Here is a 21,445-nt window from a genome sequence, read left to right on the forward strand (position 1 = left end):
TGCGCGCTACCCCTGGGAGAATGGGGAGTTTTGGGGGAGGGGCAGCTTACTGTCTTGATCCTGACCGGCGGAGGCGGGCGAAAACAACGTCTCCCTTGAATTCGCCCAATCGAGGGAGCGCTCTTTTTCGGGAGAAATGAGCGACCGGCGTGCGTCGGTCTCACGAGAGGGTGGTACAACGACCGAAGAAGGGGAACGGCGCGATGCGCCGCCAGCTCCACTTGTACATAGTATTTGATTACTGCCCGGAGGTCCGGCCTGTAGAGCACGCTCAGGGACAGTGAAAAACCGACCGGAATCAGCCGGAGACAAGCATTCATTGACAATCCAGAACGAAAAACTGTCACTTTGGGTGGCAGGGATTTGTGGTTGTGCGCCAGGGGATCAAATCAATAAATCCCCTGTGGTTATCCGCCGCCGAGGAAACTCGACTGGAGAACGGAGGACATCCAATGGCGAGGATCACCAGAATCGAGGCGCATGTCCGCACCGCTGACGTATCGCATGCCGGTACACAGGGATGGGTGTACCTGGGCATCGCCGGCCGTGAGTTCGTGCTCGACGCCGCCGGAACCGCCAGCGGCACCCGGACCGGTGACAACTGGACCTTCGTGCTCGGTGAGGACGCCAACGTCGAGAATCCCGCCTACAACGACCCGCGAAGGCCGCAGCTCGACACCGACGACCTCGACCGCTACCCCACCTACCTGAGGTTCGAGCCCGTCGGCCCCGATCCGGCGTGGTGCCTGGAACGCGTTGTCGTCAACGTCAACCCCGACACCGACCACCCCCACACCTTCGACAACCCGAACCTCACCGACTTCGGCGAGGACCGGCGCCTGTGGCTGGGCCAGGAATACGGCAAACTCCTCTACCTCAAGCGCTATGACGGCTGACAGACTTGCCGCCCGTTAGGGCGGCGCCTACGTACGCGGTCCTTGTCAGCCGGCGTCGAGCTGACTGGCGCGACACAGACCGACTGCCAACGGCCTGCTCCAGTACCCGCCTGCTCCTCGTGCTCTGGAAGAACCCGGTGACCTTGAGCGGCGGCTCGGCCGCCGAGTCACCACCGCCGGACCCGGCCTGTGCGGCCGGGGCCCGGTGGACCGACTCGACACGGACACGCAGGCACTGGCCGTCCTCAGCGAAATCAAGGCCATCTCGGGCGTGCCCAACCGTCTACTGACGTCACCGACAACTCGCTCGACGACATCATCTCGCCACCTACTCAGACATCTAGACGGTCAGGACGCCGCGTCAGCAGCGGACGGCACTCGCGGCATGAACCGGCCCGACAGCGATGAGGTCAGCCAGATCCGACAGATCCACCAGGACTGCGGCGGCATCTACGGATCGCCGATGCCTTCTCCCGCAGAGTCGTGGCCTGGGAGACCTCTGCACGCCGGACGCCGACCTGGTCCTCACCTCGCTGGAGTACGCGCCGGCCGGCCGCGAGGTCGGCCCCACACCGCGGCGGCCTGGCCGAAGAACGGGTGTGCGCCGCCACGCGCGCCAAGGGGCGTCTCCGCGCCTGCTCCGGCGAGCCTGACGGCTCAACCGGACGCGCCCGCCGCCGACTTCCGCCACCTGATGATCACCGCCTCCCACGCCGGCCGACCGCGCGTTGGACGCCGACGTGTCCTCCCTCCCCCAAGGGATCGCTCATGGATCGTCCGGCGTGTGGATCAGGTCGAGAAAGGCGTTGAGCGGTTCGATGATGTCGAGTTGCTGGTCGAGCAGCCACTGCATCTGGAGTCCGTTGAGCACGGCCTGGTAGAGGACGGCAGCGTGCTCCGGGGAGAGACCCTTGCGGAGTTGCCCTTGGGCCGCGCGTTCGCGAGCGGCCCGGGCGACGTGGGTGCGGCTGGATTCGTAGCGGTTCACGAAGTAGGCGTGGGCGGGGTGGTCCGGGCGGGAGGCGGCGGCGGCGAGTTCCAGCCACAGCCGCATCAGTTCCGGTGACTTCTGGTGGTGGAGCAGCACCTCGACGAGGTAGGGGCCCAGTGACTCCGGCCGGTCGACCTGCGCCCTGCCCTGTTGCCATTCCTCGGTGTCGCGCTGGGCGAGCACCGCGGCGAGAAGCTCCTCCTTACTGCGGAAGTGGTGCAAGAGGCCGGCGTGGGTGATTCCGGCCCGTTCGGCGATGTCGCGCAGTGTGGCGCCCGCGTAGCCGCGTTCGGCGAAGCTGTCACGCGCTGCCCGCAGGATGTCCGCCTGCCGGGCCGCTGTCTTCGCATACGGCCCGCGACTTCTTGCCTTGTCCACGATGAAGTCCCTCCTCGAAGGCAATCGCTTCCGCTCCTGACCGATGCGGCGCCCGCTGGAGAAGTCGCCTGGAGGCCCGGCCCACAAGTCAATTCTTACCATGCGGTCGGAATCCACACAGGTGAGGCCGCCGAGATGAACCCGCTGATGGCCGGTCGTCGCAGCACCTCGGCGACCGGGGCAGGTAACGGTCTTATCACGAAGCCTGTCCCTACCCTTTCACGCCCAGCCTCCGCGCCCCTACGGTCCAGCGAAACCCAACCTAGTGGTAAGTGTTGGCCGAAGCGCCACCCAAACCCCGCCGTTCCCACGCGTTCCCGTGCGACGACGAAGGCCATGGCGCCTTCCACCGTTCTTCTCCAGCACCACGTCCCCACGGACATCCCGCAGCCGAAGGAGACCGCCTCATGCGCACCCGTTTCCCGCACCTTCGACCGTGGTCGCGGGGCCTGCCCGCCACGGTCGCCGCCGCGGCTCTGCTGGCGACGACGGCATGCGACGGCCAGCCGGCCGAGGCGTCGTCGGGCACGACCTCGACGCTGTCCCTGGCCATCCTGGGCAGCCCGAACTCGTTCGATCCCACGCAGCTCAGCGAGGGCCAACAGGCCTACATATGGGAGTCGCTCTACGACACGCTGCTCCAACTGGACAACAAGGGCGAACTGCGCCCGGGCGCGGCGGAGAGCTGGAAGTACTCGGCCGACGCGCGCACGCTGACACTGAAGCTGCGCCACGGCATGACCTTCAGTTCAGGAGCACCGGTCACGTCGGCCGCGGTGAAGGCGACCCTGGACCGGACCAGGACGGCGTCCGGCCCGACCCAGGTGCAACTCGCGGCCGTCTCGACGGTCACGGCACCCGACGACCACACCGTGGTCCTCAAGCTCAAGCAGCCGGACGGTGCCTTGCTGTCCGCTCTGTCGGCCGCCGCCGGTGTCATCGGCGACCCGAAGACCATGACCTCGAAGATCGCCGCGCTCGACCCGGTCGGGTCGGGGCCCTACACCCTCGACAAGGGCACGACGGTGAACGGCTCGGTCTACGTCCTCAAGCGACGCGACGACCACTGGAACAAGAAGACCTACCCGTTCGAGACCGTGAAGATCCGGGTGATCGCCGACCACACCGCCGCCGTCAACGCGCTGAAGGCCGGCGAGATCAACGCCGGCAGCGTGGGGGCGGAGCAGGTGGGCACGCTCAAGTCGGCCGGGTTCGACGTCGAGCACGTGCGGGCGACCTCGGCGGGCACCCTGGTGCTGGCGGACCGTGCGGGCACGGTGCTGGAGCCGCTGAAGGACGTGCGGGTCCGCAAGGCGATCAACATGGCCTTCGACCGCGAGAAGATCGCCCAGCGGATCCTGCGCGGCTCCGGCGGGCCGACGGTGCAGATGTTCAACCCCAAGGGCGACGCGTACGACCCCGCCCTGGAGAAGACGTACACCCACGATCCGGCCGAGGCCAGGAAGCTGCTGGCCGAGGCGGGATACTCGAACGGGTTCTCCGTGACCATGCCGAGCCTGTTCTTCACCAAGCCCTTCGAACCGACGATCGCCCAGGCGCTGGCCGACATCGGAATCAAGGTGAAGTGGGACACGGTGCCCGCGCAGCAGAGCGTCTCGGCTCTGATGTCGAAGAAGTACCCGATGTTCTTCGTGGCGGACGGGCTGGGCCCCACCCCGATGGAGGTGCGGAACTTCTTCAGCCCGAACGGCTACCGCAATGTCTTCCACTCCACCGACCCGCGCCTCGACAAGCTGCTGAGCAAGGCCAACAGCGCGCTCGATCCTGCCGAGGCCGCGAAGGCGTACAAGGAGATCAACACCTTCGCCGTCGAGAACGCGTGGAACGCGCCCGTGTTCCAGGTCGGCACCGACTGGGTGACGAAGAAGGGCATCGCGTACCTCGGTGACGGGTCCTCGACCTTCAGCAGCATCCGCCAGTTCGGCATCGCGGACCAGGCCCCGGAGGACTCACCGTGATTCCTTACGTGCTGCGCCGGCTGGGCGCGGGCCTGGTCCTGGCCGTACTCGTCACCATGATCACGTTTCTGCTGCTGGGCACGGCCTTCGACGACGTCGCCGCGGCCCTCCTCGGCAGCGGGGCGACCGAGGAACGCGTCCAGGAGCAGCAGGCCCGGATGGGGCTCGACCGCCCGCTCGTCATCCAGTACCTCGACTGGCTGTCCCACGCGGTACGCGGCGACCTCGGCTCCTCGTACTTCACCGCCGAACCCGTCCGGTCGGCCATCGCCGCCCGGCTCGGTGTCACGCTGTCGGTGGTGCTGGCCGCTCTCCTGCTCACCGCCGTGGTCAGCGTGGTGCTGGGCGTGCTCGCGGCTTCCCGTGGCGGTGTCGTGGACCGTGTCGCCCAGGGTGCCTCGCTGGTCGGCTTCCTCGTGCCGAACCTGCTGATCGCCGTCGCCCTCGTCTACCTGCTCGCCATCGAGCTGGGCTGGTTGCCGGCCACCGGCTACACACCGCTCGCCGAGGACCCGGTGCGGTGGGCGGCGACGATCACCATCCCGGTGCTCGCCCTGATGGTCCCGGGCATCGCCAGTCTGACGGCGCAGATCCGGGGCGCCATGATCGGCGAGCTGCGCAAGGACTACGTCCGCACTCTGCGCACGCGCGGCATTCCGACCCGTTCGATCGTGCTGCGGCACGCCCTGCGCAACGCCGCGGGTCCGGCGCTCACCGTGCTGTCCCTGGAGTTCGTCCAGATGCTCGGCGGGGCCCTGGTGATCGAGAAGGTGTTCGCGCTGCCGGGTTTCGGCAGTTACGCCTTCGACGCGTCCCTGCAGGGCGACGTCCCGATCATCATGGGCATCAGCCTCTTCGGCGTGCTGCTCGTGGTGTGCGTGAACCTGGTCGTCGACCTTCTCAACGGCTGGCTCAACCCGAAGGCGAGGATCCATTGAGCAGTGCGCCGAACACGTCCGACGCGTCTCGGGTGTCGGCCGCGGCCGGCCGGCGCTCGCCCCTGCGCACCCTGCGGCGGGACCCCCAGGCCGTCGTCAGCGCGGGCATCCTGCTGGTCGTGGTTCTGCTGGGCCTGCTGACCCCGCTGCTCACCGCGCACGGTCCCGACGAGTCCTCGCTCGACGCGGTCAACGCCGGCCCCGGAACGCCCGGTTACCCGCTGGGCGGGGACAAGAGCGGGCGTGACATCTTCGCGCGGCTGCTCAACTCCATCAACACCAGCGTCGTCTCCGCCCTGATCGGTACCAGCATCGCCCTGGCCATCGGGGTCACCTTCGGCCTGATCGGCGGCTACTTCGACCGCCGCGTCCGGGGCGTCACCGAGTGGCTGTTCAGCCTCGTCATGACCTTCCCGGGGCTGCTGCTGCTCATCGTGCTGCTGCCGGTGACCAAGGGCGACTACCGGGTGACCATGATGATCTTCGGGGTGCTGCTCTCCCCCGGTGTCTACCGCCTGGTGCGCAATCTCGTCGTCGGCGTCCGCAGCGAGCTGTTCGTCGACGCGGCCCGCGTCTCCGGGCTGCCCGACCGGCGCATCCTGCGCCGGCACGTCCTCTTCGTCGTCCGCGGGCCGATCGTCATCGCCACCGCGTTCCTCGCCGGTTCGTCCATCGCGGTGCAGTCCGGGCTGGCGTTCCTAGGCATCGGGTCGAGCTCGGTGGCCAGCTTCGGCGCGATGGTCGCCGACGGCTTCACCAACCTCTACGAGGAGCCCCTCCAGTTCCTCTGGCCCAGCCTCCTGCTCGGCATCATGACCGCTTCCCTGGTGCTGCTCGGCAACGCGCTGCGGGACGCGTTGGAGGGCGGACGGCCCAAAGCCTCGCGGATCACCGCGCCCGAGCGCCGGCCGGCTGCCACGCCTGACGGCACGGCTCCGGCCGGCGGTGGCACAGCGGGACTGCTGGTCGTCGAGGACCTCGCCATCGCCTATCCGACACCGACGGGTGAGCTCAAGGAGGTCGTCAGCGGGGTCAGTCTCACGCTGGAGGCCGGCGAGACGCTCGGGCTCGTCGGCGAGTCCGGCTCCGGGAAGACCCAGACCGCGTTCGCCGCGCTCGGCGTCCTGCCCCCGGAAGCGGTCGTCACCCGGGGCTCGATCCGGCTCGACGGGCGTGAACTCCTGGGGCTGACGGAGCGTCAACTGCGCGCGATACGCGGCACGTCCCTCGCGTACGTCCCGCAGGAGCCCATGTCCAACCTCGACCCGTCGTTCACCGTGGGCGCGCAGCTCGTCGAGGGCGTCCGCGCGGCCACGGCCCTGTCGCGACGCGAGGCACGCGAGCGCGTCCTCGCCCTGCTGGGCCGCGTCGGCATCCCCGACCCGAAGCGCACCTTCGCGTCGTACCCGCACCAGATCTCCGGCGGCATGGCCCAGCGCGTGCTCATCGCGGGCGCCGTCGCGAGCCGGCCGCTGCTCCTCATCGCCGACGAGCCGACCACCGCGCTCGACGTCACCGTGCAGGCGGAGATCCTCGACCTGCTGCGCGACCTGCGGAAGGAACTCAACATGGCCGTCCTGTTGGTCACCCACAACTTCGGCGTGGTCGCCGACAGTTGTGACCGCATCGCGGTCATGCGTGAGGGCAGGGTCGTGGAGACGGGCCAGGCCCTCGATCTGTTCCGCGCGCCGGAGCACCCCTACACCCGGATGCTGCTCGACTCCATCCTCGACGACACCGCCGTGCGCACCGACGGGTCGGCGACCGACGCGTCCACGACCGAGCCCGAGGCCCCCCGGAAGAACGCGGCCCTCGAAACGGAGGCGTCATGACCACGCCCCTGCTCGACGTGGGCGACCTGCGCGTCAGCTATCCGGGTCGCGGTTTCCGCGCCCGCCCGCACGAGGTGCTGCACGGTGTGTCGCTGAGCGTGCGCGAGGGCGAGACCCTCGGGCTCGTCGGCGAGTCCGGGTCGGGCAAGACGACCATCGGACGCGCCGTGCTCGGACTGGTCAAGGCCGACGGCGGACGGATCCACTTCCACGGGCAGGACATCACCCACGCCCCGGCGAGGGTGCGCCGGATCCTCGCCCGGGACATCCAGGTGGTGTTCCAGGACCCCTACACCTCGCTGAACCCGTCCCTCACCATCGGCGACATCCTCAGTGAACCGCTGGTGGTGCAGGGGGCGAGCCCCGCCGACGCGCGCGCCCGCGTCCGGGAACTGCTCGACCAGGTGGGCCTGCCCGCGGACGCGTCCGAGCGGCTGCCTCGGGAGTTCAGCGGCGGTCAGCGCCAGCGCGTCGCGATCGCCCGTGCGCTCGCCCCGCGACCGAGGCTCATCGTCTGCGACGAACCGGTCTCCGCTCTGGACCTGTCGACCCAGGCGCGCGTGCTCGACCTGTTCGTGGACATCCAGCGCCGTACGGGAGTGGCGTACCTGTTCGTCTCGCACGACCTCACGGTCATCCGGCACGTCAGCCACCGGGTCACCGTCCTGTACCGGGGCGACATCGTCGAGACCGGCCCGGCCGACCGCGTCACCTCCACCCCCGAACACCCCTACACCCAACGGCTGCTGCTTGCCGCGCCGGTAGCCGATCCCCTCCGGCAGCGACAACGACGGGAGGAACGGCGGCGCCTGGCGGCCACGCCCACCGCCGGGCCCCGCGGCTGACCTCACCGCACCAGAAAGGGATTCCGACGATGACGCAACTCGCCCCCGGCTTCCTCTGGGGCGCGGCGACCGCGCCGCACCAGGTCGAGGGAAACAACGTCAACAGCGACTGGTGGGTACGCGAGCAGCGCGCCCCCGGGATGGAGCGCAGCGGCGACGCCTGCGACAGCTACCACCGCTACGCCGAGGACATGCGGCTGCTGGCCGACGCCGGTCTGAACGCCTACCGCTTCGGCATCGAGTGGGCGCGTGTCGAGCCGGCCGAGGGGCACGTCTCACGCGCTGAACTCGCCCACTACCGACGGATGGTCGACACGGCCGTCGGCCTGGGTCTCACCCCGGTCGTCACTCTGCACCACTTCACCCACCCGCGCTGGTTCGCCGAGGACGGCGGCTGGATGAACGACCGGGCGATCGAGCGCTTCGAGGCGTACATGCGCACGGCGGTCTCCGTCCTGGACGGCGTCGAGTGGGTCTGCACGATCAACGAGCCCAACATGCTGGCCCTGATGGTGATGATGAGTCACGCCGCGCGGACGGGCGCGGCGAAGAAGTGGACGAGCCCGACCGTCGAGGGCGCCGCCCGCCCGGTGCTTCCGGACCCGGACCCGGCGATCGGGCGCCGACTGGCCGAGGCACACCACGCCGCCCGGGACATCCTCCGGCGGCACACCGGCGCGAACGTCGGCTGGACCGTGGCCTGCCAGGCGCTCACGGCCACGCCGGGCAACGAGGTGAAACTGCGCGAGGTGCGGTACGTGCGCGAAGACCTCTACCTGGAAGCCGCACGTGACGACGACTTCATCGGCGTCCAGTCCTACTCCGGCCAGGCCGTCGACGAGAACGGCGTCGTCCCCCACCCGGTGAGCCCCGACAACACCCTGACCGGGAACGCGTACCGCCCGGACGCGCTCGGCCTCGCCGTCCGCCACGCGTGGGCGGCGACGGACCACACGCCGGTCCTCGTCACCGAGAACGGCATCGCCACCGCCGACGACGAGCGGCGCATCGCCTACACCTCCGAAGCGCTGGACCACCTCCTCCAGGCGGTCGACGAGGGCGTCGACGTGCGCGGCTACCTCCACTGGAGCGCCCTGGACAACTTCGAATGGGGGCACTGGGAGCCGACGTTCGGGCTGATCGCCGTGGACCGGGAGACGTTCGAGCGGCGGCCGAAGCCGAGCCTGAAGTGGCTGGGCGAGGCCGCGCGGCGCGGGCGGCCATGACGTCGATGTCCACCGACTCCGCCGAAGAAGCCCGCGCCGACGACACGGACGGCACCCATCCGCCCCGCACCCCCGCGGACCGCTCCGAGATGCCCGGTGCGCACATCACCCTCCTGGTGGCGGCCAACTTCGGCGTGTCGATGGCGGTCATCGTGCCGATGGCCTACTCGCTCGCCTTGCCGGTCGACCAACTGGCCCCGGGCAACGAGGCCGTCGTCGGCTACATCCTCGGCATAGCGATCGTCACCCTGTCCCAGAAACTTCCGGGCTCCCTCGGACGTGGCGCCGACGGCGATGCGCTGACCGCACCTCCGGGCGACGGCTTCACGCCCGCGAAGGCGCCCACGAAGTGACGGACATCGGCCAGTCGCCGAGGCCATGACGAACCACCACCCGCAGGAGGAACCGTATGACCACCCCTGACACCATCACCGGCCTGGTCGGCCGGCTCACCCTGGAGCAGAAGGTGGCCCAGCTCGGCGGACTCGCCCTGCCGGGCCTGCTCGCCCACGGCGCCGGAGGAATGGAACTCGCCTCCGGCCGGGTCGCGGAGCTGTGCCCGCACGGCGTGGGCCACCTGTCGCTGGGCTGGTTCCTCGCCCAGGACGGCGACAGCCTGCGCGACGCGCTCGCCGAGGTCCAGCGAGCGGTGCGCGAGGTGTCACCCTTCGGCATCGGCGGGCTGGTCCACTTCGAGGGGATCAACGGCTTCCTGCACGCTGCCGGAGAGCAGTTCCCCACGGCCTGGGCGCAGGCGGCGACCTGGGACCCGGAGCTGGTCCGGCAGGCTTCGTCGATCACCGCGGCGCACATGCGCGACCTGGGCGTCCAGCTCCTCTTCGCCCCGGTGATGGACCTCAGCAGGGACCCGCGCTGGGGACGGGTCCACGAGACGTACGGCGAGGACCCGGAGCTGGCCGCCCGATGCGCCGTCGCCTTCGTCCAGGGAATCCAGAGGGTGCGGGGCGAGAGGGCGGACACCGGGCTGCTCGCCACCGGCAAGCACTTCCTGGGCTTCGGCGCCTCCGAAGGCGGCCTCAACATGGCCACCACCCAGCTGGGGCGGCGCACCCTCGTCGACGAGTACGCCGAGCCGTTCCGCCGGGCCATCGCCGAGGCCGGGCTGTCGCTGGTCATGAACTCCTACAACGAGATCGACGGCATACCGGCGGCGGCCAACCACTGGCTGCTGACCCAACTGCTCCGCCACGAACTCGGCTTCACCGGCATGACCGTCAGCGACTACGAGTCCGTCGACATGCTGCGGACCCGCTACCGCACGGCCGCCTCCCGCGGCGCGGCGGCCGCGCAGGCGGTCGCGGCGGGCCTGGACGCCGAGCTGCCGCAGGCGCTGAACTACCCGCATCTGGTGGAGGAGGTGACCGCCGGCCGCCTGGACGAGAAGGTGATCGACCAGGCGGTGACCCGCGTCCTCACCATCAAGGCCAGGACCGGTCTCATCCCCGGCTGCGGCACTCCGCGCCCGGCGCCGCTACCGCGCCCCGACCTCAGGGCCGCCGCCGGGGTCCGTCGGTCGATCGCCGAGCGGGGCCTGGTGCTCCTGCACAACGACGGCGCCCTCCCGCTCACCGAGGGAGAGCGCCGTATCGTCGTGACCGGTCCGGCCGCCGACGAACTGCGCATCCACTTCGGGGCCTACACCTCCGTGGCCGCCGCCGAGATGCCCACCGCCATCAAGGCGGTACGCACCGGCCAGGTCCCCGGCGTCGACCCGGCGACGTTCGCCGCCACCGACATCGTCACCACCCCGCTGCCCGGACTCCAGCCCCGGTTCGAGGAGATGGCCCGCGCCCTCCACCCCGAAGCGCTCACGGTGCTGGAGGCCCTGCGGGAGTCCGACGCGAAGACCGACCACGTGCCGCTCGGTTCCTTCGCCCCGGCAGCGGACGAGCGGCTCGACGCGTCGGCGGTGAAGGCGGCGGTGTCCGGAGCCGACGTGGTCGTGGCGGTCGTCGGTGAGCGCACCGGGCGCGTCGGCGGCAACACCGCCGGGGAGGGCCGCTCCAGCGTGTCACCGTCGCTCCCGGGCGACCAGGAGGAGCTCGTCGACCTGCTGGCCGCGACCGGCAGGCCGGTGATCACCGTGGTGGTCTCCGGGCGTCCGCTGCTCCTGGAGCGGGTGACCCGTGCCTCCGCCGCCGTCCTGCTCGCCCCGCTGCTCGGCGAGGCGGCCGGCACCGCGATCGCGTCGGCCCTGCTGGGCCGGACCAACCCCAGCGGCAAGCTGCCCGCCACGTTCCCCCGCCACCTCGGCCAGCTCCCCGCCTACCACGGCCACCGGCACGGCAGCGGCTACGACCACCCGACCGGCGACACCTACACCTACGGGGACCTGGCCGACCCGAGCCCGCTGTTCGCCTTCGGGCACGGTCTGTCGTACACGGCCTTCGATGTGTCGTACGGCGGTGAGGCGGATGTGCGCGACGGAGTGCTTCGGGCTCCGGTCAGGGTCTCCAACACCGGTGCGACGGAGGGCGAGACGGTCGTGCAGCTGTACGCCCGGGACGAGTACGCGAGCGTCGTGCGCCCGGTGCGCCGGCTGCTGGAGTTCCGGCGCGTGGCCCTGGCCGCCGGGGAGTCGACGGATCTCGTCCTTCAGGCTCCGATCGAGCGGCTGTCCTACACGCTGCCCGACGGCCGGCGCGGCTGCGAGGCGGGCGACGTGACGGTGATGGCGGGGCTGAGCAGCGACGACATCCGGTGCAGCACGACCGTCCACGTCCCTGAAGTGCCCGGAGTGCCCAGCGCCGTCGACACCCCGCAGTGAACAGACACTTGAGGAGATCCCGCATGCTGAAACCGCGACCCACCGCCACCCGCGAACTGGTGAACCTCGACGGCCTGTGGCGGTTCGCCGTAGGCGAGTCCGCCGGGGCGCGGCCCTGGACCGGGCCCCTGGACACGACTCTGGAAGCCGCGGTGCCGGCCAGCTACAACGACCTGTTCACCGACAGCGCCATCCGCGACCACGTCGGCTGGGTCTGGTACCAGCGGTCGGTACGCGTACCGCGCGGCTGGTCCGGCGAGCGCGTGCTGCTCCGGCTCGACGCCGCCACCCATGAGGGCAAGGTGTACGTCGACGACGAACTGGTGGCGCACCACGTCGGCGGCTACACGCCGTTCGAGGCGGACATCACCGAACACGTCCGTCCGGGCGGCGAGTTCCGGCTCACCGTCGGCGTCGGCAACGAGCTCACCAACGTCACGATCCCGCCCGGCACGATCACCGGGACCCCGGACGGACGGCGGCAGCAGAAGTACCTGCACGACTTCTACAACTACGCCGGCCTGGCCCGCTCGGTGTGGCTCCACAGTGTCCCGGACGTGCACATCGACGACATCACGATCGTGACCGGGCTCGACGGAGCCACCGGCACGGTCGACTACTCGGTCGACACCAGCGCGTCCGCGCCCGTCCGCGTACGCGTGCTGGACGCCACCGGCGCACAGGTCGCGGCGGCCGACGGGGCGAACGGCACCCTGCGGGTCGACGACGTGACCCCGTGGCGGCCGGGCGCGGCCTACCTCTACGACCTCGTCGTGGAGGTGCTCGACGCCGCCGGTGAGGCGGTGGTCGACACCTACACCCAGCCGTTCGGGGTGCGCACGGTCGAGATACGGGGCCGGGAGTTCCTCATCAACGGCGAGCCGTTCTACTTCACCGGCTTCGGCAAGCACGAGGACACCCCCGTACGCGGCAAGGGCCACGACAACGCCTACCTGGTGCACGACTTCCAGTTGATGCGGTGGATCGGCGCCAACTCCTTCCGCACCTCGCACTACCCCTACGCCGAGGAGGTGCTGGAGTTCGCCGACCGGCACGGCATCGTCGTCATCGACGAGACGGCCGCCGTCGGCCTGAACCTGGCCGTCGAGGGCGGACTGGCCGGCCGCCCGCACAGGCCCACCTACTCGCAGGAGACGTTCAACGACGACACCCGCGCCGCACACGCCCAGGCGATCCGGGAGCTGATCGACCGCGACAAGAACCACCCCAGCGTGGTGATGTGGTGCATCGCCAACGAGCCGTCCTCCCACGAGGACGGCGCCCGCGAGCACTTCGAGCCGCTCGTCGAACTCACCCGCAAGCTGGATCCGACCCGGCCCGTCAGCTACGCGGCCGTCATGTTCGCCACCTTCAAGAACGACCGCATCGCCGACCTCTTCGACATCGTCTGCCTGAACCGCTACTACGGCTGGTATGTCGCCACCGGCGACCTCGCCACCGCCGAGACCTACATGGACGCCGAACTGCGCGGCTGGGCCGAGAAGTTCGACAAGCCGATCCTCATGAGCGAATACGGAGCCGACGCCCTGCCCGGCCTGCACTCGGTGTGGGACATGCCCTGGACGGAGGAGTACCAGCTCGCCTACCTCCAGGCCAACCACCGTGCCTTCGACCGCTGTGCGGCCGTCGTCGGCGAACATGTCTGGAACTTCGCCGACTTCCAGACCTCCAACGGCATCCACCGCGTCGACGGCAACCGCAAGGGTGTCTTCACCCGCGACCGCCGCCCCAAGAACGCCGCACACGCGCTACGTGCCCGCTGGACCCCGCTCGCCGGCCGCAAACCGTCGGCCGGGGACACGGTCGAGAGCCTGGGGGACCACAAGTGACAGCGACGGCCGACGAGAACTTCCGCGCGCCGTACGTCGACGTGGACGAGTGGCGCGACACTCCGGTACGGCACCGCTACGTACACGGTGGCTTCGCGGACCACGCCACCCGGTTCTCCCTCTACTTCCCCCCACCCGAGCACTACGAGGGCCGGTTCTTCCAGCACGTCACACCGGTGCCCGGCAGCGAGCACCAGGCCCAGGCGGCCCGCGGCCAGGAGGACCGGATCGGCTTCGCCGTCTCCAGCCGCGCCTACTTCGTGGAGACCAACGGAGGCGGTGCGTCCGGTCAGCCCGGCACGCCGGCCGACCCGACGATCGCTGCCTACCGCGCGAACGCGGCCGCGGCGGAGTACTCGCGTGTCGTGGCCCAGGAGGTCTACGGCCGCCCGCACCGCCCGTACGGCTATGTCTACGGCGGCAGCGGCGGCGCCTTCCGCACCATCGCCGCGGCCGAGAACACCGAGGGGGTGTGGGACGGCTTCGTCCCCTACGTTCCCGGCAGCCCGGTGGCGATGCCCAGCGTCTTCACCGTGCGGATGCACGCCCTGCGCGTCCTGCGGGACAGGTTCGACCGCATCGTCGACGCGCTCGAACCCGGCGGCAGCGGCGACCCGTACGCAGGTCTCGACGAGGAGGAGCGTGCGGCGCTCACCGAGGTGACGCGCATGGGTTTCCCGCCCCGGGCCTGGTTCGGCCACCGCACCATGGGCATGCACGCGTTCAGCGCGCTCTACCCCGGCCTCGTGGCCCTCGATCCGGGGTACTTCGCGGACTTCTGGCGCGAGCCCGGTCACCTCGGTGCCGACCCTTCGTCCTCCGTGCACCGCGACCGTGTCCGCCTGAGCTGCGAAGTGATCGCCCCGATCACCCGCCGTGAAAGCGTCGGGCTGGGGCTCGTCGCCGACGGCGCGGCTGATGCCCCCGGCGGTGTGGACCACGCGTTCGAGGGGCCGAAGGCCGGCGAGGACGACGTGGTCGCCGTCCGGCTGTCGGTACGAGTGCCCCAGCACGTCCTGGGAGCGGTCCTCACGGCCCGCGGCGGAGAAGCCGCCGGTGCCTCCGTCGTCCTCAAGGAGGTCCGCGGCGACCTCGCGATCTTCGCCGAACAGGACGACGGCCGCGCCCTCCGTCACCTGCGGCCGGGCGATCCCGTCGAGGTCGACAACAGCGGCTTCCTCGCCGCGCAGACGTACCACCGCCATCAGGTCCCGTCCGCCGAGTTCACCGTCTGGGACCAGTTCCGCGGCCCCGACGGAGCGCCGCTCCACCCCCAGCGCCCCGTCCTCGCCGGGCCGCTGTTCGCCGCCGGGGCCGGCGGGAGCCTGCAGAGCGGGCGCGTCTCCGGCAAGATGATCACGGTCGCCTGCCTGCTCGACCGCGAGGCGTTCCCCTGGCAGGCGGACTGGTACCGGTCCAAGGTCCGCGAGCACCTCGGCGACGCGGCCGACGACCACTTCCGCCTCTGGTACGTCGACAACGCCCTGCACGGCGACGAAGAACGCCAGGAAGACCCCACCCGCACCGTGAGCTACCTCGGCGTCCTCCATCAGGCGCTGCGCGACCTGAGCGCGTGGGTCGAGGCCGGCACACCCCCGGCGGCCTCCTCCGTCTACTCGGTCCGCGAGGGTCAGGTGCGCGTGCCCGAGCATGCGCGCGACCGCCTGGGCGTCCAGCCCGTCGTCCACCTGACAGCGAACGGCGCCGCCCTGGCCGAGGTGCCGGCCGGCGAGCCGGTCGTCCTGCGGGCCAGCGCCGAAGTGCCGCCTGGTGCGGGCGAGTTGGTCGCCCTCGCGTGGGATCTCGACGGAGACGGCACATTCCCGGTGCGTGAACGGATCGAACCGGCCCGGCGGGTCTCGGTCGAACAACGCCATGTGTTCGACGTACCGGGCACCCACTTCGTCACCGTACGGGCTTCCGCACAACGCGAGGGCGACCCGGCGACACCGTTCGCCCGCCTGGACAACCTCGCCCGGGTACGCGTCGTCGTCCGCTGAGCTACGGCGTCCATCCCTCACGGAGTCGCGCCCCACGACGAGGTACCCCGTCCTGCGTTCGGATGGCGCTTCCCCCGGCCCGGCATCGTGGCTGTCGGGCCGGGGCGCTCCGATCCGGATCGCTCAGTCCTGGGTGGCCGCCGCCAGCGCGGCCTGCGCTTTCCTGCGGTAGGCGGTGAGCTTGTCCGCCGGGGCGACGATCTGGTGGCTGCGGGACTTCACGGACACGTCGTGGCCCTCGGCGGCCTCGCGCAGGGCGCCCACCGTGGCCTGCTCGCGCGGGAGGTGCGCGAACGGGTCGAAGGAGTACCAGCGCATCGCGTTCTCGTGGGTCATCTTGTTGATCTCGTCGTCCGGCACGTCGTTCGAGGTGAGGACGTCGTGCAGCTCCTCGGGGGCGTTGGGCCACATGGAGTCGCTGTGCGGGTAGTCGGCCTCCCAGCAGATGTTGTCGACGCCTATCTCGTGGCGCAGCCTCACCCCGATCGGGTCGGAGATGAAGCAGGTGAGGAAGTGCTCGCGGAACACCTCGGACGGCAGCTTCCCGCCGAAGTCCTGGAGGGTCCAGGTGGCGTGCATGTCGTAGGTGCGGTCGAGGCGTTCGAGGAAGTACGGGATCCAGCCGGTGCCGCCCTCCGACAGCGCGATCCTTATGTCGGGGTACTCCTTGAGCACGCGGGACCACATCAGGTCGGCGGCGGCCTGGACGAGGTTGATCGGCTGGAGGGTGATCATCACGTCGGGCGGGGCGTCGGCGGCGGTGATGGCGAGGCGGCCGGAGGAGCCGATGTGCAGGTTCATCACCGTGCCGCAGTCGGTCAGCGCCCGCCATACCGGGTCCCAGTAGTCGGAGTGGAAGCTGGGGTAGCCGAGCGGGACCGGGTTCTCGGGGAAGGTCAGCGAGTGGCAGCCCTTCTCGGCGACCCGCCTGATCTCCTGGGCGCACAACTCGGCGTCCCAGATCGCCGGGAGTGCCATCGGGATGAAGCGGCCGGGGTGGGCCCCGCACCATTCGTCGATGTGCCAGTCGTTGTAGGCGCGGACCAGGGCGAGCGAGAAGTCGGAGTCCTCGGTGGCGAACATGCGCGCGGAGAAGCCGGGAAAGGAAGGGAAGTTCATCTGGGCGAGGACCCCGCCCGCGTTCATGTCGGCGACCCGTTCGTCGACGTCGTAGCAGCCGGGCCTGATCTCGTCCAGGCCCTGCGGCTCCATGCCGTACTCCTCCTTGGGGCGGCCGGCGACCGCGTTGAGCGCGGCGTTGCCGACGCTGTTGTCCCGGAACTGCCACACGTCGCTGCCGTCCTCGCGGTGGACCAGGCGCGGGGCGTCCTTCTTGTACCGCTCCGGCAGATGGTGGGCGAAGAGGTCGGGCGGCTCGATGATGTGGTCGTCGACGCTGATCAGGATCATGTCGTCGCGGTGCATGCGGCTCCTTGGGGCTTGGGCGGGAATCAGTCCGAAGCGGGCAGCGCCCTGGGCGCCTTGACGGTCAACGGCTCTCCGCCGTAGGTGAGGTGACCGGCGCCGGAGGCGGTGCAGAGGAGTTCGAGGGTGTCGGCGGCGTCCACGTACCGCTTGCCGATGAGGGTGCCCGGCGCCTCGCCGGACGGGGGCGGGGCGGGGGCGTCGGCCGCGGGGATCATCGGGCTGCCGCCGCACTCGATGGGGCCGGCCGCCTGCTGCGGGGCCCGGACGACGATCACGCGGGTGGTGCTGGTGGCGGAGGCGAGCTGGTCACCGGGGCGCGGGATCGGTGCGGGGGACGACGCCATTGCGCGGTTCTCCTTCGGGTGCGGGTGCGGGTGCGGGTCCGGGTGCCGGTGCCGGTGCCGGTGCGGTGAGCTTCTCCCCCAGCCGGTCCAGGTCGTACGACTGGCGGGCGAGCCAGAAGCGCAGGAAGCCGGTGAGCGAGTAACGCAGGAACAGCGCGCCGCCCACGACCGCCGCGGCGATCCCGCCCAGGCCGACGGCCAGGGCGTCGCCCTGGGCGAGGGAGTTGTCGGTGGCGTGGGCGAGCGGGAAGGCGAGGGCGCCGAGTACCAGGCCCGCGGCCATGAGCAGCCCGCCGAGGCGCAGCCACAGGGCGGTGCGGGCGGCGGCGGGGTCGGGGATCTTCAGCTCGGCGAGCTCGCGGACGAACCGGTCCGCGCGCGTCTCGGGGGCAGAGGTCATGTCGGGCTCCCCAGGTAGTAGGAGGAGAGTTCGGCGTGCAGGGAGCTGTCGGGGTGCCCCTGCCACCGGATCCGGCCGCGGACGAGGACGGCGGCGTGGTCGGCGAGCTTCAGTACGGCGGTGGCGAACTGCTCGACCACCAGTACCGCGACGCCCTGCCGGGCGATCTCGGCGACGTGCTCGTACAGTCCGGCGACGACCAGCGGGGCGAGCCCCATCGACAGTTCGTCCAGCAGCAGGACGGCGGGGTCGGTGGCCAGGCCCCGGGCGAGGGCGAGCATCTGCTGCTCGCCGCCGGAGAGGGTGCCCGCCGCCTGGGCGCGCCGGGTGCCGAGGGCGGGGAAGCGGGCGTAGGCGGTCTCCTCGATCTCCTCCCGGGCGCGGCCGGTGAAGGTCATCATCTGGAGGTTGTCGCGCACGGAGAGGTTGGGGAACACGCCGCGGCCCTCGGGGATGAGGCAGACGCCGGCGCGGGCGAGGTCGCCGGGCGGCATGCCGGTGGCGTCCCGGCCGCCTAGCAGCAGCCGGCCGCCGGTGGGCGGGTGCACGCCGGCGGCGACCTTGAGGGTGGTGGTCTTGCCGGCCCCGTTGGGGCCGAGGAGGGCGACCACCTGGCCTGCCCGGACCGCGAGGTCGATGCCGTGCAGGACGGTGATGCCGCCGTGGGCGGCGCGGATGCCGGACAGTTCCAGCAGCCTGGCGGTCATGGTCGTTCCTCCCCCAGGTAGGCCGCGAGGACCGTCTCGTCGTGCCGGATCCGGGCGGGCGGGCCGCAGGCGACGACCTTGCCGAGGTCGAGGACGTACACCTCGTCGCAGACGGTCATCACCAGGCTCATGTCGTGCTCGACGAGCAGGACCGCGGTGCCGTCGGCGGCGAGCGAGCGCAGCAGGACCGCGAACCGTTCGGTCTCCTCGGGGTCCTGTCCGGCGGCGGGCTCGTCGAGGAGCAGGACGCGCGGGCGGAGGACGAGGGCGCGGCCGACCTCGACGAGCCGGGCGAGGCCGGTGGGCAGGGCGTCGGCGGGGTCGTCGGCGACGTCCGTCAGGCCGGTTCTCGCCAGCACCTCGTCCGCCGTACGGTCCGCATGGCGTCGCTCGGGGCCGAGTTCGGCGGCGACGAGGAGGTTGTCGCGCACGGAGAGGCGGCCGAAGAGTTCCAGGTGTTGGAAGGTGCGGGACATCCCGCGGCGGGCGCGGCGGGCGGGGCCTTCGCGGGTGATGTCCCGGCCGTCGAGCCGGATCCGCCCGGTCTGCGGGCGGCGCAGTCCGCAGACCACGTCGAACAGGGTGCTCTTGCCCGCCCCGTTGGGTCCGATGAGGCCGGTGACGCGGCCCGCCTCGGCGGCCAGCGAGACCCGGTCGAGGGCGCGGCGCCCGCCGAAGGCGACGGTCACGTCCTCAGCGTGCAGCAGTGGCACGGGTCAGCACCTCCCCGTCCTCGGGCCGCCAGGGGCGGCGCACTCCCCACCACTCCAACGGGACGTCGGCGGGCGGCTGTTGCCGTGCGGTGGCGCGGGCCCGTAGGACGAGCGCCGCGCCGACGGCCGCGGCGAGGAGCAGCCGGCCGTCCGCCGCGCCGAGCGCCGCGAGCAGCCAGCACACGGCGAGGACGCCGAGCAGCGCGGGCAGCGGCGTCCGGTCCCGGGCGAGCGGCGCCCATTCGGCGCGCAGCCGCGTGAGCACGCCGCTCGGGCTGTGCGCGAGGCCCATTCCGGCGAGCGCGACGAGGAGCGCGGTCAGGTCATGGGCCCAGGTGCCGAGTCCGTCCAGCAGCTGGGCCGGTACGACGAAGGCGATGCCGGTGAACAGGCCGGCGCCGACCGTGCCGAGCCCGCCGATGACCGCGACCAGGAAGACGGGCAGCCCGGCGATGAGGTTGAACTGCTCGGCGGTGACGGTCTGCAGCTGCATGCCGTACAGGGCGCCGCCCAGTCCCGCGATTCCGGCCGAGAGCGCGAAGACGGCGGCCTTGGTGGCGAGCAGGCGCCCGCCGAGGGTGGCGTAGGCGGCCTCGCTGTCGCGCAGGGCGATCAGCCGGCGGCCGAACCGGCCCCGGCGCAGGGCGGCCACGCCGAGTGAGGCGAGGGCGAGGCAGACGGCGGCGAGGAGGAGCAGTTGGGCCGGTGAGGTGAGGTGCAGTCCGAACAGGTCGGGTCCGGTGACGGACACCGAGCCCTGGTCGAACAGGGTGATGCGCACGCCGAGCACGTCGAAGGCGGGCAGGGTGAAGATCCACCGGTCGAGGACGACGGCGAACGCGGCGGTGCCCAGGGCGAGGTAGATCCCGGACAGGCGCAGCGCGGGCAGCGCGATCAGCGCGCCGACGGCCGCCGCCAGCAGTACGGCGACGGGCAGCGCCCACAGCTCGCCGTGCGCGCCGAGGTGGCCCCAGACCACCGCGCCGATCCCAGCGATGGACAGTTGGCACAGCGAGATCTGCCCGGCGTATCCGGCGAGGGGGACGTACGACAGGGCGACGACGCCGAGCGAGAAGATCGTGCCGTACGAGATGACCGCGTCCTCGGTCAGCACGGTCACCAGGACCAGCGCGAACACCAGGACGCAGCCCGCGAAGATCGCGCTGCCGCGCACGGTCGGCAGGGGCACGCGCACCAGGGTGCGGTCGCGGCCGCGCAGCCGCCGGTGCGGGAAGGCCAGCAGGGCGAGGACGAGCAGCAGAGCGGGTGCGGCCAGCCGCAGGCCGGGCAGGTAGTCGTTCTGCGGCAGGTAGCCGGCGAGGTAGGCCTCCAGCAGGCCGACGACGACCGCGCCGAGGAAGGTGAGCGGCAGGCTGCGCAGCCGGCCGAAGACGGCGGCGGTGTAGGCGCTGACGATGAGCAGGGACAACTGCTGGGCGTCGAGCGCGACGGTGGGGGCGATGAGGATGCCGCCGACGGCGGCGAGTTGGATGCCGAGCACCCAGGCCAGCCGCCCGGCGCGCAGCGGGTCGGCGCCCGTCAGTCCGGCGAGCGCCCGGTCGTCGACCGAGGCGCGCATCTCCGTGCCGGCGCGGGTGCGGTGGAGCAGGAACCACAGCGCGGCGGCGATCGCGAGGGCCACCGCCACGGTGAGCGCCTGGTGCCAGGTGACGGCCGCCGGGCCGAGGCGGATCGCGGGCCGGTCGGCCAGGAACGGGGCGAGCGGGCGCGGTGTGTTGGGGTCCCACACCCAGCGGGCGAGCGCGATGCACCCGGTGAGCAGGGCCACGGTCATCACCAGGCGTTCGGCCTCGCCGAGCGCCTGCACGGGACGTATCAGCACGCGTTCCACGAACAGCCCGAAGGCGGGGGCGAGGACGAGCAGGACGACGGCGAGGGCGAGCGGCACGGGCAGGCCCCAGCCGACGGCGAGCTGCCAGTGGGCGAAGGCGGCGAGCATCCCGGCCGCGCCGTGGGCGAAGTTGAACACGCCGGCCGTGGTGTGGGTGAGTACCAGGCCGCTGCCGATCACGGCGTAGATGGCGGCGGTGCTCAAACCCACCACCGTGAAGGCCAGGAACTGATCCATGCTGTGGAAATTATCTTCTCGCTATTGGAGAAGCAAGCATC

General features: G+C 71.1%; 17 protein-coding genes. 10 read left to right on the top strand and 7 right to left on the bottom strand.

Features of this window, described 5'->3' with window-relative positions; all coding sequences use genetic code 11:
• Positions 1-452: 452 nt before the first annotated feature.
• On the top strand, positions 453-896 hold the full coding sequence (locus tag ABZ078_RS15965; RefSeq protein ID WP_356575605.1) for a hypothetical protein: 444 nt from the start codon (positions 453-455) through the stop codon (positions 894-896).
• Between the two features lie 766 nt (positions 897-1,662).
• On the opposite strand, the gene ABZ078_RS15970 is transcribed toward ABZ078_RS15965, so the two are convergent.
• Positions 1,663-2,265 carry a TetR/AcrR family transcriptional regulator gene (locus tag ABZ078_RS15970; RefSeq protein WP_356575607.1) on the bottom strand — a complete coding sequence of 201 codons (603 nt, stop codon included), beginning with the start codon at positions 2,263-2,265 and terminating at the stop codon, positions 1,663-1,665.
• A gap of 407 nt (positions 2,266-2,672) precedes the next feature.
• Here ABZ078_RS15970 and ABZ078_RS15975 point away from each other — a divergent pair, with 407 nt between their 5' ends.
• From ABZ078_RS15975 to ABZ078_RS16015, 9 genes are read left to right on the top strand one after another with little or no spacing between them, the layout of a single operon-like run.
• Complete coding sequence (locus tag ABZ078_RS15975; protein ID WP_356575609.1) at positions 2,673-4,244, top strand: ABC transporter substrate-binding protein; 1,572 nt, start codon at positions 2,673-2,675, stop codon at positions 4,242-4,244.
• Positions 4,241-5,182 (top strand): ABC transporter permease, encoded by a 942-nt coding sequence (locus ABZ078_RS15980; protein WP_356575611.1) that lies wholly within the window; start codon positions 4,241-4,243, stop codon positions 5,180-5,182. Before ABZ078_RS15975 ends, ABZ078_RS15980 begins: the two co-directional genes overlap by 4 nt.
• Positions 5,179-7,014: a dipeptide/oligopeptide/nickel ABC transporter permease/ATP-binding protein gene (locus tag ABZ078_RS15985; RefSeq protein WP_356575613.1), complete on the top strand. Its 1,836-nt coding sequence runs from the start codon at positions 5,179-5,181 to the stop codon at positions 7,012-7,014. Before ABZ078_RS15980 ends, ABZ078_RS15985 begins: the two co-directional genes overlap by 4 nt.
• The gene (locus ABZ078_RS15990; RefSeq protein ID WP_356575615.1) at positions 7,011-7,859 is read left to right on the top strand and encodes an ATP-binding cassette domain-containing protein; all 849 of its coding nucleotides are present in this window, start codon (positions 7,011-7,013) and stop codon (positions 7,857-7,859) included. Before ABZ078_RS15985 ends, ABZ078_RS15990 begins: the two co-directional genes overlap by 4 nt.
• 29 nt (positions 7,860-7,888) lie before the next feature.
• On the top strand, positions 7,889-9,085 hold the full coding sequence (locus ABZ078_RS15995; RefSeq protein ID WP_356575616.1) for a family 1 glycosylhydrolase: 1,197 nt from the start codon (positions 7,889-7,891) through the stop codon (positions 9,083-9,085).
• Positions 9,086-9,090: 5 nt separating this feature from the next.
• Positions 9,091-9,438, top strand: a complete 348-nt coding sequence (locus ABZ078_RS16000) for a hypothetical protein (protein WP_356575617.1) — start codon at positions 9,091-9,093, stop codon at positions 9,436-9,438.
• 56 nt (positions 9,439-9,494) lie between these two features.
• Positions 9,495-11,873 (top strand): glycoside hydrolase family 3 N-terminal domain-containing protein, encoded by a 2,379-nt coding sequence (locus ABZ078_RS16005; protein ID WP_356575618.1) that lies wholly within the window; start codon positions 9,495-9,497, stop codon positions 11,871-11,873.
• 23 nt (positions 11,874-11,896) lie between these two features.
• Entirely contained in the window at positions 11,897-13,723 is a 1,827-nt protein-coding gene (gene uidA, locus ABZ078_RS16010) for a beta-glucuronidase (protein WP_356575620.1), read from the top strand.
• Positions 13,720-15,723 carry a Tat pathway signal sequence domain protein gene (locus tag ABZ078_RS16015; RefSeq protein WP_356575621.1) on the top strand — a complete coding sequence of 668 codons (2,004 nt, stop codon included), beginning with the start codon at positions 13,720-13,722 and terminating at the stop codon, positions 15,721-15,723. Before uidA ends, ABZ078_RS16015 begins: the two co-directional genes overlap by 4 nt.
• 123 nt (positions 15,724-15,846) lie before the next feature.
• On the opposite strand, the gene ABZ078_RS16020 is transcribed toward ABZ078_RS16015, so the two are convergent.
• The 6 genes from ABZ078_RS16020 to ABZ078_RS16045 are packed head-to-tail and all read right to left on the bottom strand — an operon-like array spanning position 15,847 to position 21,404.
• On the bottom strand, positions 15,847-17,148 hold the full coding sequence (locus ABZ078_RS16020; RefSeq protein ID WP_356575623.1) for an amidohydrolase family protein: 1,302 nt from the start codon (positions 17,146-17,148) through the stop codon (positions 15,847-15,849).
• 26 nt (positions 17,149-17,174) lie between these two features.
• Positions 17,175-17,495, bottom strand: a complete 321-nt coding sequence (locus tag ABZ078_RS16025) for a hypothetical protein (RefSeq protein WP_356575625.1) — start codon at positions 17,493-17,495, stop codon at positions 17,175-17,177.
• Positions 17,458-17,895: a hypothetical protein gene (locus ABZ078_RS16030; RefSeq protein WP_356575627.1), complete on the bottom strand. Its 438-nt coding sequence runs from the start codon at positions 17,893-17,895 to the stop codon at positions 17,458-17,460. Before ABZ078_RS16030 ends, ABZ078_RS16025 begins: the two co-directional genes overlap by 38 nt.
• Entirely contained in the window at positions 17,892-18,602 is a 711-nt protein-coding gene (locus ABZ078_RS16035) for an ABC transporter ATP-binding protein (protein WP_356575629.1), read from the bottom strand. The genes ABZ078_RS16030 and ABZ078_RS16035 overlap by 4 nt, the downstream gene beginning before the upstream one ends.
• Positions 18,599-19,315, bottom strand: coding sequence for an ABC transporter ATP-binding protein (locus tag ABZ078_RS16040; protein ID WP_356575630.1), 717 nt, complete (start codon positions 19,313-19,315; stop codon positions 18,599-18,601). Before ABZ078_RS16040 ends, ABZ078_RS16035 begins: the two co-directional genes overlap by 4 nt.
• Complete coding sequence (locus ABZ078_RS16045) at positions 19,296-21,404, bottom strand: ABC transporter permease (RefSeq protein WP_356575632.1); 2,109 nt, start codon at positions 21,402-21,404, stop codon at positions 19,296-19,298. The genes ABZ078_RS16040 and ABZ078_RS16045 overlap by 20 nt, the downstream gene beginning before the upstream one ends.
• Positions 21,405-21,445: the final 41 nt, after the last annotated feature.

The organism is Streptomyces sp. NPDC006385 (assembly GCF_040612485.1).
In the GTDB taxonomy this organism is placed as follows: domain Bacteria; phylum Actinomycetota; class Actinomycetes; order Streptomycetales; family Streptomycetaceae; genus Streptomyces.

Coding starts and splice junctions, on each gene's coding strand:
- ABZ078_RS16020 (WP_356575623.1), bottom strand. CDS start 17,148: ATGCACCGCGACGACATGATCCTGATCAGCGTCGACGACCACATCATC.
- ABZ078_RS16035 (WP_356575629.1), bottom strand. CDS start 18,602: ATGACCGCCAGGCTGCTGGAACTGTCCGGCATCCGCGCCGCCCACGGC.
- ABZ078_RS15975 (WP_356575609.1), top strand. CDS start 2,673: ATGCGCACCCGTTTCCCGCACCTTCGACCGTGGTCGCGGGGCCTGCCC.
- ABZ078_RS16005 (WP_356575618.1), top strand. CDS start 9,495: ATGACCACCCCTGACACCATCACCGGCCTGGTCGGCCGGCTCACCCTG.
- ABZ078_RS16045 (WP_356575632.1), bottom strand. CDS start 21,404: ATGGATCAGTTCCTGGCCTTCACGGTGGTGGGTTTGAGCACCGCCGCC.
- ABZ078_RS15995 (WP_356575616.1), top strand. CDS start 7,889: ATGACGCAACTCGCCCCCGGCTTCCTCTGGGGCGCGGCGACCGCGCCG.
- ABZ078_RS15990 (WP_356575615.1), top strand. CDS start 7,011: ATGACCACGCCCCTGCTCGACGTGGGCGACCTGCGCGTCAGCTATCCG.
- ABZ078_RS15965 (WP_356575605.1), top strand. CDS start 453: ATGGCGAGGATCACCAGAATCGAGGCGCATGTCCGCACCGCTGACGTA.
- uidA (WP_356575620.1), top strand. CDS start 11,897: ATGCTGAAACCGCGACCCACCGCCACCCGCGAACTGGTGAACCTCGAC.
- ABZ078_RS16025 (WP_356575625.1), bottom strand. CDS start 17,495: ATGGCGTCGTCCCCCGCACCGATCCCGCGCCCCGGTGACCAGCTCGCC.
- ABZ078_RS16000 (WP_356575617.1), top strand. CDS start 9,091: ATGTCCACCGACTCCGCCGAAGAAGCCCGCGCCGACGACACGGACGGC.
- ABZ078_RS16030 (WP_356575627.1), bottom strand. CDS start 17,895: ATGACCTCTGCCCCCGAGACGCGCGCGGACCGGTTCGTCCGCGAGCTC.